General features: G+C 42.0%; 16 protein-coding genes. 6 read left to right on the forward strand and 10 right to left on the reverse strand.

Annotation, left to right across the window (positions count from 1 at the left end; all coding sequences use genetic code 11):
- Positions 1 to 117: 117 nt before the first annotated feature.
- Entirely contained in the window at positions 118 to 384 is a 267-nt protein-coding gene (locus ACE5CV_RS19465; protein ID WP_374951872.1) for a hypothetical protein, read from the reverse strand.
- A gap of 137 nt (positions 385 to 521) precedes the next feature.
- Between ACE5CV_RS19465 and ACE5CV_RS19470 the strand changes: the two genes are divergently transcribed.
- From ACE5CV_RS19470 to ACE5CV_RS19480, 3 genes are all read left to right on the forward strand, one after another.
- Positions 522 to 698: a hypothetical protein gene (locus tag ACE5CV_RS19470; protein WP_374951873.1), complete on the forward strand. Its 177-nt coding sequence runs from the start codon at positions 522 to 524 to the stop codon at positions 696 to 698.
- Positions 699 to 786: 88 nt separating this feature from the next.
- Positions 787 to 1,038, forward strand: coding sequence for a hypothetical protein (locus ACE5CV_RS19475; protein WP_374951874.1), 252 nt, complete (start codon positions 787 to 789; stop codon positions 1,036 to 1,038).
- Between the two features lie 49 nt (positions 1,039 to 1,087).
- Positions 1,088 to 2,287, forward strand: a complete 1,200-nt coding sequence (locus ACE5CV_RS19480) for a hypothetical protein (RefSeq protein WP_374951875.1) — start codon at positions 1,088 to 1,090, stop codon at positions 2,285 to 2,287.
- A 305-nt stretch (positions 2,288 to 2,592) separates the two neighbouring features.
- Here ACE5CV_RS19480 and ACE5CV_RS19485 read toward each other — a convergent pair whose 3' ends face one another.
- The 6 genes from ACE5CV_RS19485 to ACE5CV_RS19510 form a co-directional block, all read right to left on the reverse strand.
- Complete coding sequence (locus ACE5CV_RS19485; protein WP_374951876.1) at positions 2,593 to 3,045, reverse strand: hypothetical protein; 453 nt, start codon at positions 3,043 to 3,045, stop codon at positions 2,593 to 2,595.
- A gap of 42 nt (positions 3,046 to 3,087) precedes the next feature.
- Positions 3,088 to 3,327 carry a hypothetical protein gene (locus tag ACE5CV_RS19490; RefSeq protein ID WP_374951877.1) on the reverse strand — a complete coding sequence of 80 codons (240 nt, stop codon included), beginning with the start codon at positions 3,325 to 3,327 and terminating at the stop codon, positions 3,088 to 3,090.
- 15 nt (positions 3,328 to 3,342) lie between these two features.
- Positions 3,343 to 4,344: an SPFH domain-containing protein gene (locus ACE5CV_RS19495; RefSeq protein WP_374951878.1), complete on the reverse strand. Its 1,002-nt coding sequence runs from the start codon at positions 4,342 to 4,344 to the stop codon at positions 3,343 to 3,345.
- 1 nt (position 4,345) lies between these two features.
- Positions 4,346 to 5,080 (reverse strand): hypothetical protein, encoded by a 735-nt coding sequence (locus ACE5CV_RS19500; RefSeq protein WP_374951879.1) that lies wholly within the window; start codon positions 5,078 to 5,080, stop codon positions 4,346 to 4,348.
- A gap of 7 nt (positions 5,081 to 5,087) precedes the next feature.
- Positions 5,088 to 5,666 carry a hypothetical protein gene (locus ACE5CV_RS19505; protein ID WP_374951880.1) on the reverse strand — a complete coding sequence of 193 codons (579 nt, stop codon included), beginning with the start codon at positions 5,664 to 5,666 and terminating at the stop codon, positions 5,088 to 5,090.
- 137 nt (positions 5,667 to 5,803) lie between these two features.
- Positions 5,804 to 7,015: a hypothetical protein gene (locus tag ACE5CV_RS19510; protein ID WP_374951881.1), complete on the reverse strand. Its 1,212-nt coding sequence runs from the start codon at positions 7,013 to 7,015 to the stop codon at positions 5,804 to 5,806.
- Positions 7,016 to 7,578: 563 nt separating this feature from the next.
- Here ACE5CV_RS19510 and ACE5CV_RS19515 point away from each other — a divergent pair.
- Entirely contained in the window at positions 7,579 to 7,782 is a 204-nt protein-coding gene (locus ACE5CV_RS19515; protein ID WP_374951882.1) for a DUF4142 domain-containing protein, read from the forward strand.
- A 165-nt stretch (positions 7,783 to 7,947) separates the two neighbouring features.
- Here ACE5CV_RS19515 and ACE5CV_RS19520 read toward each other — a convergent pair whose 3' ends face one another.
- Together ACE5CV_RS19520 and ACE5CV_RS19525 are read right to left on the reverse strand one after the other, a co-directional pair.
- On the reverse strand, positions 7,948 to 8,424 hold the full coding sequence (locus tag ACE5CV_RS19520; protein ID WP_374951883.1) for a hypothetical protein: 477 nt from the start codon (positions 8,422 to 8,424) through the stop codon (positions 7,948 to 7,950).
- 4 nt (positions 8,425 to 8,428) lie between these two features.
- Positions 8,429 to 9,577, reverse strand: coding sequence for a zinc-dependent alcohol dehydrogenase (locus ACE5CV_RS19525; protein WP_374951884.1), 1,149 nt, complete (start codon positions 9,575 to 9,577; stop codon positions 8,429 to 8,431).
- Positions 9,578 to 9,884: 307 nt separating this feature from the next.
- On the opposite strand from ACE5CV_RS19525, the gene ACE5CV_RS19530 reads away from it, so the two are divergent.
- Both ACE5CV_RS19530 and ACE5CV_RS19535 read left to right on the forward strand, forming a co-directional pair.
- Positions 9,885 to 10,271: a response regulator gene (locus ACE5CV_RS19530; protein WP_374951885.1), complete on the forward strand. Its 387-nt coding sequence runs from the start codon at positions 9,885 to 9,887 to the stop codon at positions 10,269 to 10,271.
- 13 nt (positions 10,272 to 10,284) lie between these two features.
- Entirely contained in the window at positions 10,285 to 10,884 is a 600-nt protein-coding gene (locus ACE5CV_RS19535) for a DUF892 family protein (RefSeq protein ID WP_374951886.1), read from the forward strand.
- Positions 10,885 to 11,037: 153 nt separating this feature from the next.
- Here ACE5CV_RS19535 and ACE5CV_RS19540 read toward each other — a convergent pair.
- On the reverse strand, positions 11,038 to 12,191 hold a 1,154-nt coding region (locus ACE5CV_RS19540; RefSeq protein ID WP_374951887.1), incomplete at its 5' end, for a PAS domain-containing sensor histidine kinase.

Below are 12,191 nucleotides of genomic sequence, written 5' to 3' on the forward strand. Positions count from 1 at the left end.
CTTGAATTTTATAAAATAATGGTGATGTACATCTACGATTGAGGCCTTGTGCGTCGGCGTTTCGATGTATTGGTTTTTGATAGCGTAGCGATGCGGTGTTCGTCATGATTGATTTAATTAAAAGCCCAGATTCGCCAGGATACTTGGTGCCATAAAGCCGGCGACAAGGCCGCCGATCATAAAAAAAGCCGAGAGCGTATAAAGCGGAATGGCAGCGATGATATAATAGACTGGGCGGCTTTCCCTGACCTGGATGAAGTATCGGCTGTAGTTAACGGGTTTGGCAGGAAACAGGCTCAGGGCGATCTTTTCAAATATAGAAACGCTTGATCCCTCTATGATCGTTAAGCGAAAGGTACCGCTTTCTGCTGATAAGCGGTTCATTCCATGCCGCAGGTATCCATTCCGTTAAGGTACGGGCTGAAGAATGACTTGGTTAAAGGCTTGGTTTCACCTGATCATACCATGTTTAATTTCAATTGAAATTTATCTACGGGGGGCCGGCTTAACAACTGGCCTTTTTGCCAGATGGCATAGATCCCTGGCTGACTGATGTTAAACGTCAATTCTTTTTGCGTGAAGGGAATCTCCGCGACCACATCGCCATTAAAAACGCCTTTGAGCGTCCGGAAGGTTTTCACAAGGATATAGATGCCGATGGGCACCAGGCAAAAAAACAAAATTCTAATACAGGATGAGGCTTATCGTTTGATGGCAACAAAGCGCTGTTAATTCAGTTTTAAATAAACGTGCTACTCACACGCTTCACTACTTATATTATAACCTATGGATCAAAAACCCTTATTTACCGTTAACTGGACAGATTTCATTGCAAGAAAGGACCGTAGCCTGAAGATCTGGGGAAATGTAGATAAAACAGACAGCCAGGTTTATTATACTTGCGTTATCGATCAGCGACAGATGGTGATCACTAATTTTGATGGGCGCTGGGTGGATAACAGCGGAAAAGATAATGAACTGGCTGGTAAATTAGGCCATTTGCTTGATGGTTATGAGTTCCTGTTAGACCTGAAATAAATCAAAGGCTCTTATAGCTGTTGCTGAATTTAACAGTAGATATGAAAACATGATCAAAATTAATACTGCCGTTTTTTTAATATTCGTTTTCGTGATCTGCTCCTGCAACACGCCAAGCGGAAAGCAAGCAATCCAAATCTGGACTGATAAGATTGATATTTACGTGGCCGGGGATGATGCCGATTCAGCGGCCTATTGGAAAAACGGTGAAGTCGTTCATCTTGCAAAACCGGGAATCAGTGCTCACGCGGCAGCAATTATCGTTTTAGGTGCTGATGTGTATGTTGCCGGTTATGAAATTTTGCCTAACAAAAATCACGACCCGGCCGCACAAAAGCCTCAAAAAGGCGAATCAGTTGTTGTAGACACCGGTAGTACGCATTACAAACCGCAAATAGCCGTTGCTTTATATTGGAAAAATGGTAAACCAATGCTGTTAACCGATGCGACCGCAGATGCCGAAACAACAGCTATTGCGATATCGGGAAATGATGTTTATGTATGCGGATTTGAATACAGCGGTCAAATAACCGCCGGAACAGATCACGGCAGGAAGTCAGTGGCTAAATACTGGAAAAACGGTGTCCCGGTTCTATTGACTGATGGATTATGTGAAGCACGCGCCATGTCGATTTTCGTGAGCGGTACGGATATATATGTCGCTGGGTATGAAGATGACGCAAATCCCGCCGAGTCCAATAGATTGCATGCGGTAAGGTATTGGAAAAATGGTAAACGCATGGAGTTGACCGTAGAAAAACACCTTTCGAACAATAATGATTTTTCAGAAGGTCATTCCATCTTTGTAGATGGGAAAGATGTGTACATCGCCGGTACCCAGTCGGGGATAGCGACTTATTGGAAAAATGGGTTCCCGGAAAAGCTGGTCAAAGGTGAAGACTTGCGTCCGACGGACAAATATGTCGAACCGGTGAATTCCACCGCCACTGCTATTGTCGTATCAGGACCAGATGTTTACGTAGCGGGTACGCAGGATACCTTGGACCTTCAGAACTCGGAAGCTAAATACTGGAAGAACGGTAAAGCATATACTTTAACGCATGCGCCTGACGACATGAAGGGGCCTGTTTTGCTTTCAGTCTACCATAAGGATGCTTTTATTACTGCCGGCTTCGATGGCGGATCAGCGCTCATAGCCAAAATATGGAAAAATAGCACGCCTGCCGTTTTAAAAAGAGGGACTGTTAATATCACTTCGATTTGTGTGGTGCCAAAGTCCGTCAAGTAGAAAATGGTTGCTTAGCGTTCTCAACTTTAGGTAGTCCTTAACAGGCAGTGACAAAAACCGGTGTCTTATAAAAACACTATTTCAGGCCTTTCAGAAATCAGGACAAGCTTGGTAAAGGGAATACACTTCGGTTATGGTAGGAGATCGCGATAAACTTATCATTATTTTCAATCAGGTTTTGCTATCATTATCCAGCTCAGATAACTTAAATTCTTTGCGGTATACTTCTTCACCGTATGTAAATTCCACCGGCAGCAATACCGGCGTAACGTTTATGCCCTCAAAACCCTCCCGGAACAAATTATCTATTTGGGCCCTGATCTTTTTGTTCGGCTCCTCGCTGATGTTAAGATTTTGCCGGCTACAGCTTCAACAAAATCAGCATCATGCCGTTTAGCGCCTATGGTATAAATGCTATAGTACGCGCCTGTTGCATCATTCCCCGCTATTTTTTTACCCAGGCATATTTTAACATCGTCCAAACTGTTTAGCACATGTTTTTTAGCGTTCGCCTGGATGATAACCACCGCCACGATGCATAATACCACTAATACGAGGCATGCAACAAAGTAAGTATGGTAATCAGGATCAGTCTTTGCCATACCGTAAAAAGCATACGCGCCAAAAGCGGCAATAAAACCGACAATTATCGGCAGTGCGACCAGGCGGTTCTGCCCCAGGCTACCCTGCGAAGCATATTTCTTCTTCAGCTCAGTATTGCTTTCTAATTGACTTAAAAATTCGCCGGTGAATATCATAGGTAGGATTTAAAGTGATGTGATTGACAATAATTACAGGGCTTAAAGTTTAGGGTGCGCGCGGTTACCGGAATTTTTGTTGTAAGCGGAGTCATCATTCCTAAAAAATGATCCATAAATGATGATTAAAACAAAGGCGATGATGCCCACTAACAACAGCGTTATCCCGCTTCGCAATAGATCCGGCAGGCTTACCATTTTTATACCCCAAACGCGTAATATCAGGATGCCAACGAATGCCAGGCTGAATAAGATAATCAAAGAACCGATTAGTTTTTTCATGAGTTGTATTTTTAATTACATTTTATCAAGCCATTCTTTTTTCTTGGTATCAAACTCTTCCTGGGTAATAATACCCTCATTAAGCAATAATTTCAATTGCTGTAGCTTTGTTAATATATCGTTTTGAGCATTGTTCAACGCATCATCCTTTTGCTGGCCGAATACTTTGCCCAATTCCATCCCGGCACCCAATTGCAAACCAGCACCGGCCAGACCGCCTTCATTACGGGCAGCATCGCGCAACGCTTTTAGTTTTTCGAGTTCCACATAGCTTAAACCGCCTTCACCTGCCGCCAATGAATCGGCGGTGATGTTGGCTATTTTATTGATCCGCTCCGTTGTACCGGCATCAAAGACGGTACCGTTGAGTTTAAAGTCCGTCAGTTCAAAGCCCAGCTTTTCAAGCTCTATGTTAAGCTTCTCTTTAATGGTGTCAGATAAGGTCGCTAATTGCGCATCAATTTGCTGATAGGAAATTCCGGCAACGGCTAATACTGAAGCTATCGTTTGCGGAAAGCGGCTTTGCAGCACTTGCCGCGCCTCGGCGGTGGTATAGATATCTCTTGAACCTGTAACTTCGGTAAATACGTATTTGGCATTCACAATTTTAAAAGAAAAGCTGCCATTGGCACCCAATTCAACCGGGAACTTGTAAACAGGGTCCATATACTTGATAGGTTGCGATGTGCCCCAGCCTTGGTTTACATTTTCGGCCGTGCGGAAAAAGTAAATCTTTAATTTATGTTCACTTTCAAAATTAGTGCGCAACTTTAAAAGCGTGGTGATAAAGGGGAGATTATCCGTTTCGAGGTTGTATATCGCAGCTTCAGTGATGACATCGGCAACCGTCCCTTCATATACCAATATAGCACCTTGTCCGGGTGATATGATCAATTTACTTGCGTCTTTGATCTCATCATGATCCGAGGGGAACTTGTACAGCAGCAAACCGGGCTCCTGATCGGTCCATTCGATGATCTTACTTAACTGCCCTTTAAAAAAATTTGCAAAACTCATGTTAATTCATTTTAAATATTTTAATTATCCTGCCGTCCATGCCGACTGCAGTAGCTGTAAAAAAACTTTTGATCACAAAGCCGTCCCGGTATTTAATGGCACCATCCGGGTCGATGTCTTCTGTTAACGATGTCGTAAAAACAATAGCGCCGGTTTTAGCACTGAGGCACTGAACAGCTACCGGCGATTTTTCGGCGGCCGTTTTTTTATATTTGATCAGCACATAATCATCGCTTGAAAACAGTACGTAGGGATCAAAGTACATGCGGCCCGGCGTAAAATCATCATAGCTTACCAAACGGTAACGGTCTTTATTGGTAAATACCTTGCTTTTTTGACCCAAAGCGCTGTAGGCTGTAGCCCATTCAAAGTTTGGATCTTCTTTCGGGCCGCCATTATTATCCTTGTAAACAAATTTGATCAGTTGCCTCTTTTCTTCAGGATAATCATTACTAGCGTTGGAAAACGCAAAACCAGCTTTATCTTTTGTACCTGGCAACAATGTTGCAAAAGTTTCTTCCGCTTTATTCAGTTCATCTTTGGTGTATACTTTATTGATGATGGGAAAATAGTACAGTTGCTGGCCGTCATTGGTGGTGATGTTAAAGCCATCGCCATAGTGATCAAATATAAATTCAACATTGGCAATCCCGCTCACCAGCTCGGTCTGTTTTTGAAATGCCGCTTTGGTCACATCTTTAACCGTATACGAACTTTTATCTACCGCGTAAACCACGGTTTTATCAATAATGATATATATATATATCGCCGTTGGCGAAACTCTTCATTTTATAGTCCCCATCGGACTTGCTGTTAATGTTGGTTAAGCGCTGACCTTTCAATTCCTTTCCTTGCAGCAAGTCATAAAAACTCACATAGGCGCCGCTGAGTTTTTCGCTGTTGTCGCCCATGTAATCGCGCTGGCCCGCAACTACCGAGATCAGTTTCTGGCTGGGCACGATATACGTAAGCGCATCCTGATGCCACCAGTTATACTCTTTTTGGCTACTAAGCGCACCGGCTACCGAACCTGCTGGTTGGTTTGGGGTATTACAGGTTACAGCCCACCTGGCAATAGCAAACAAAACGAGTAGGACTACGAAGGCCGTCCAGACCATTTGTTTTAGCCTGTCCGTATTGGTAACCGGTGCCGGGCTATTAACGGGTGTAGTGTGGTTGTAATTATGGTTGATATTAATATCATTATTATCCAAAAAATACCCGGTATTGCAGTTTTGGCATTGGAAGTAATCGGGCTTCAATTCCACCTTTTGGGTGCTCCCGCATTTAGGACATTGTATTACTTTGATCTCCTTGGCCATTAAATTAAAACAGGTAAGATTTAGGGCTTAATCGTAACTATAATGTGATCATCAGGGCTTGTTTAAGCAACATAAGGTACTGGCAAATGTTTTAATGCCCGTTAATTTAGCGTTGAATAGCTATGATAAATACGCCGTCATTTATCTGATATCACATAATCAGCCAACATTTTTCCATCGGCAGAAATGATATATACACCTTCAGTTTCGCCTAAACGGTAATTAATAGCATAGCCTTGTTTACACTTGGTAGCCAATTCAAATTTATAAGCCTTAGGGGGCAGCGTCCATTTGATTTGGCCTTTAGCGTTCAAACTTTGCATGCTGACCAGCGGTGAGCTGTAATTGATATTGGCGGCTATCAATAAATTCGTTTTATCCTGGTATAGTATCACCGGAGTAAAGAACTTCCGGTTAGGCAGTATTTTTTCATACTGTACCTGGTCTACCTGTCCTACGGGTGTGATCTTAAGCAGCAGCTGACTGATATCATCCAGCTTATCTTTCCTGAATTCGTAGTAAACAGCCCTGTCGTTAGCATACCACATCCTTTCCATCTGGTCAAAATCTTTAAACAAACGCCCCATCGTAGGTATATAATACAGCTTATCACCATCAATGGTGATCATGGTGAGGGAATAATCATTATAACTGATACTGGCTATCCCGGCGCTCAGCTCATGGTGCCGGCTGATCAGATCATTGGTGACATTGACCAGCGCATTGGCCTGCTGGTTTAAACGGTACAGGATAGCATCGTTATAAATCATATAGATAGTTCCATCTTTAAATGTATGGAAGTTAAAATTGTAGCCTTCACCCTTGTTTTCCCGCTTACGCAATACCACATCACTCAGCTGTTCCTTTTTAATAAGATCAATAAAAATACAACGCAGATTTTCAAAGTCTGTGCTTTGCCCGTCGGCACCGGTAATCGTTTCCCTGGCCAGGCGCATTAAAACAGGTTGGCCATTTTGGGTGTTGGTATACAGCACTCGCGCCCGGTAGTCGTAAGGCGGCTTTTGCTTTACCGCAGGTGTATCGACTACGATTTCCTGATGTTCAACGGTTGCGGGTGTCGTAGACTTATTGTTGATAAATATCATACTGAAAAGCCAGAACAGAATCAAACAGCCTATGATAATTGCGGCGATAGTGATCTTCCTTTTTTGACCGGAATCGTCTGTTACTGGCTGTTCGTGCTTATAATTGATATTGACATTAATATCATCATCATCCAGGTAATATTCGGTACCGCAGCTATCACATTTAAAGAAATCGGGTTTGATCTCCGTTTTTTGAATGCTGCCGCAATGGGGACATTGGACTACCTTGATGTTTTTTGCCATAGTTATTTGGGTGTAAAACACCACGAATGCTTGTAGGTTTCAGGGAACATAAAAAATACATTACCTGTCTTATCAAAACCACTGTCAGCGAGTATTGCCTGGTTAAATCAATATACTCAATTATCAAGCGAGCGATGATGAGTTGACTCGATTCTAAATATTTATATCCTGTTTATCGTTATCGGGTTGGGCATACTTTATTTATATTATACTCAAGTTACTTCCGTCAGAGCCTGGTCAATGGAAAACAGACTTGGTTGTTACTCCTGTTTATAACTTATCATAAATGGGTTGGCTTATCACCTATGGAAAAACAGAGCTTGCAAAATGTTTGGTTTTAACCTATAAAAGGCAATTGGCCTGTTAAGAAAGCCCATATCACGACTTTATAGCCATGATATTAATGGAGAAAATATCTGATCAGCTGCCGGCTAAAGCTACGATCATAATTACTGCAAGAATAACTAGGGAAATAACTAAACTTTTTGTCAGAAGCGAGAAGGATTTTTCGGTCGCACCCGAAGCGATCAATTTGTTTTTAATATCTGATTTACAGGGTTTTTTTGTTTTTAGCTATATCAAACCAAAAAATTACAAAGTTTAGGATACCCACAAAAAAAACCATCGCGCTGTTTGAGCATGCAGCTTCAGCATCGCCCGACCCGCAGATAAAGGCATTTGCCGTGAAGACATTGCCTATATTAAAACATCATTATATGGAAATACAGAAAGTTGGCGATAAACTGCAAATTGCTTACGATAAATAACTAAAACAAAGAGAGCCATTTGTATAACAGCTCTCTTTGTTTTTAATTTCCATAGCGGTCAACCTGCTTATGTGGCAAATGCAACCAATAGCGTTACAAAAGCGTGTTTAATCTAAAATCTACTTAGCCTTTAAACTAGCCTAAATTTGACCAATCTCCTTGATGTCATTTTTTCTTCCTTAATGATGACCAAATAACCGCTACCACTATGCCGCCTACAAATAACTTTTTAATTACCGCGGGCTTGTTGTATTTCCACGATGATTTAAAACCGTGCTCATTAAAGAGATTTGGAACATGTCCACCTTTCAAATCCTCAATGTACCCCTCAACTGCATTTATCCTATCTGCCAATATTAATGGCAGCCAATGCCGGTAACGGTCTTCGCTGTGTTGAAAGGCATATCGCCTGATAATACCGCTAAGTCCTGATGGCGGTACGGTAGTTCCAAATACCGCACTAAGCCGCGGCCGCTCGTTTGACTGTAAAATTTCCACATCAGCATGCTGCTGCTCAGACCTTTCATAATTAAGCCGCTTATGATCATCGCCTGTATAATGCTTCATTGGATAAGTGGGCTCATTTTCCGGATCGGCATCCATTCCCCATCCAGGTATATCTTTATATTTTTCTGATAACATAACTTTATTTATTAGATGGTATTAGTACGGTTTTTATGCAGTTGTCCAGTTTTGACGAAAAGATGTTATACGCATCGCTAATCTCTTCAAGAGGTATGCGGTGCGTTATAAGTTCGCTCGGTTTCAACCTTCCTGATTGTACATGATCTATCAGCTTTGGCAACAACCGTTTTACTGAAGCTTGATTGGCCCTTATCGTGATGCCTTTGTTGACTACATTACCAATAGGCACCAGGTTAAACGGTGGGCCGTAAACGCCAACAATAGAAACTATGCCGCCTTTTTTAACGCTATTAATGGCCCACTGAAGCGCAGTGGCCGCTCCTGCCTGAAGCAAGCCCACCCTGCCACTTAATGTTTGTAAAGTGTTACCTTCAGCTTCGCAGCCTACACAATCAATACAAACGTCCGCGCCGTACCAGTCAGTTGTCTTTTTAAGAAAAAGCACAGGGTCTTCCAATGATTTAAAGTTATACACTTCGCATTTCGCATAGTTTTTTGCGAATTCCAAACGGTAATCAATATGGTCTATAACAATTACCCTTGAGGGCCCAAAGAACCAGGCACAACGCGCCGCCATAATTCCAATTGGCCCTGCGCCAAAAATAACTACAGTATCGCCCTCTTTAATTCCACCCATTTCGGCTGCCTGGTATGCTGTTGGCACCACATCAGTAAGCATAACGGCATCATCCGGGTCCATATCAGCCGGTATAACTGTTGGGCCAACGTCTGCATAAGGTACGCGCACATATTCGGCCTGCCCGCCGTCAAACCCTCCGGCCGTGTGCGAATAGCCAAATATACCTCCAACGGCAGTAGCCATTGGGTTTGATTCATGGCAATTGCCGTACAACCCCTGCTTACAGAAGTTACATCTGCCGCAGGCTATGTTAAATGGTACCAACACATGATCGCCTACTTTGAGGTTTTGAACTAACGGCCCTACTTCCTCAACAATTCCTGTAAACTCATGGCCAAAAGTAGAGCCAACACGCGTGTCTGGTACAAGCCCATGATAAAGATGAAGGTCAGATCCGCAGATACAGCTACGGGTAACTCTTACGATAGCATCCTCGGGATGAAGAATTTCGGGTATCGGTTTTTGGGCGGCCCTAACCCTATAAGGGCCGCGATAATTCATTGCTAACATAATAAATGACTATAATGCAGTTAAAAAATCTGTTAATTGCGGAACGGCAACTACGGTTAGGAAAAGCTATTATTAATTGTTAAACAGGCCGGCAATAGGATTGTTTAAATTAACTTATTAGAAATTAATTTAATATTTTCACAAACGTTACTTAACGTTTACACATTTATTTATAATGTTCTCACCTTTTTCTGAATCGGTTAATAGGTTTCTAATGTAATAGTGCTAACTTAGAACGGACCCCAAAGACCGCGACAAGCTTAGCACGTTTCTTTCCCTTTTTGGATTTCGCTAGAAATCGATATTTATGGAAACTATTATTGTACAGGAAACAGACAGTGATTTACTGGATGTGATCAGCTATGCACTTACTGAGGGCGGTTTTAACGTCTACCCGCTTTTGAGCTGCGACGAAAATTTTATTGATATTATCGAAAAAACGAAGCCACATGTGGTCATGCTGGATTTTAAACTCAAAGGTAACGAGTGTATGCGCGTACTACAGGAGATTAAATTGAAATACCCGCATTTGCCGGTAATTGCCTCCAGCTGCAATGCTAACATCAATGAAGCTTACGACCAGGCAGGGTTTGATGATTATATCCATAAACCATTTAAACTTGACGTTTTGTATCATACGATGAGAAAATATATTCCCCGATTAGATTTCGATTCGGCCGGAAAGGCAGAATAAAATTAAGGCAGGAATGGCACCTGAGGAATCAACTGCCAGCTTACAATCTTCTTCGTTACAAGCTTCCTTCACTATCAAATCTCTTACCATGACAAAAAAATCGAACATGCGTATTTTTAATGGCCACTTAATGCTAGAAGAAAGCTCCTTAAGAAAAGTTTTTTTGATGCAGCTGGGCAACATATTTTCCGTAAAAACTTACCTGATAGCCAATCTGCCCTTAATGGCTGAAAGTGCTTCCTTTCAAGACCTAAAACACGCCATATTGGAATCCATAGCTGATATACAGGTACAATTGTTAAGAATGGACGTCATCTACAAATTAATAGGTGAGCAATATGCACCTCAGCAATGTATGAGTATCCGTGCGCTGACTACGGAAATTTTTGTCGCTGCTAAAACACCTGATCTGTCTCATCTGGAACGTGACCTATTGCTTTTATACCATTTGAACAACTTAGGGAGCATAGAAATATCCTCCTTTACATTTCTTAAAGAATTAGCTCTAACGATGCCTCTTGGGGATCTAACGATTCTTTTGCATCAAAATTTGGATATGGCAAAGGACAATAAAGAATTGTTCGAAATGATCACGCAAGAGTATATAAACTGATCTGCAATAATTAAGTATAATTATTAATTAATTTACATGCTGTATGTTATAATACGTGATTTACTTTAGTAAACTACCCCCTTTGATGAACGAACGGGATCTCGATAATCTTCTTTACAATCACGGACATGGATTAACAGTCATGCGTTGACTTCAGGCAAATTTGATGGAGAAAACTGTACTATTACCGATTGTTTTCAATGAAAACTGGTAACCGTGATTAAGCAGTATTTCGCGTACTAAGGTTAGCCCTATCCCCTGCCCATCTTTTTTGGTGCTAAAAAAGGGAGAAAACAGCTGGGCGCTTTCCTCATCGCTGATACCCTTGCCCGTATCTGTTATCGTGAGCAACTTAGTTTTAGGATTGATGCTGATCGTAACGCTTCCGCCTGTTTCAATAGCTTCAATAGCTTCAATAGCGTTTTTAATAATATTGATCAATGCCTGTTCTAATTGTTCGGCATCGGCATTGATAATGACCGGTCTACCCGGCGGATCGAACAAAAGCTGCACATTTCTTTCCTTAGCTTTCAAAGCCATCAGTTCTTGCACAGCTTTAACGAGTAATGGCAAATCAGTTGGTTTTTTCAACGCAGGCGGCAGCTTCACCAGGTCGGCAAAGTTGCGCATAAAGTGGTTAAGGTTTTGGTTGCGGTCAAACGCTACTTGCAGGGCGTTACTCAATTGATCGTCCGCTTGTGTTTGCCACAAGCTATCTGCGCCCAGTGCCGATTGTATAATAGAATTTACCGGCCCGATAGTATTGTTAACCTCATGGGCCATCATACGGATAACCTTACCGTATGCATTTTTTTCCGCCGCAAGTATCTCGGCGGTCAACTCTTCCATCATAATAAATCCGCGCTGAAAGCCACGATCTATAAAATTACTTTTTTGCAGTTTATAAGTATTGATGCCATCCGGCATTACGGTAATCGTATCACCAGCTTTAAGGTTGGCTGCCTGCAATAACACCGGGCTAGCCGCTTCTTGAATATTTTGTCCGGCAAGTTCCTTTTCAGTAAATGCCAGTATTTGTGCTGCCTTAGGGTTCACCTGCCGGATGTTGTTATCGTGATCTAATATCACTATCCCCGTTGGCGATGTATGGATCAATTTTTCCAAAAAAAAGTGTTGCTCTTCCTGCCGGATACGCTCATTTCTTAATTCATCTATCATTTGGTTATAAACGTTTATTAATTCATCCACCTCGTGTTTACCCGTGGGTAAAAACTTTAAATTAAAGTCCTGGTCCTTTATTGCATCTATTCCCTGCAGCAGGAGTTTGATAGGACTGATAAGCTGTT

The sequence above is a fragment of the Mucilaginibacter sp. genome (genome assembly GCF_964263795.1).
Classification (GTDB): domain Bacteria; phylum Bacteroidota; class Bacteroidia; order Sphingobacteriales; family Sphingobacteriaceae; genus Mucilaginibacter.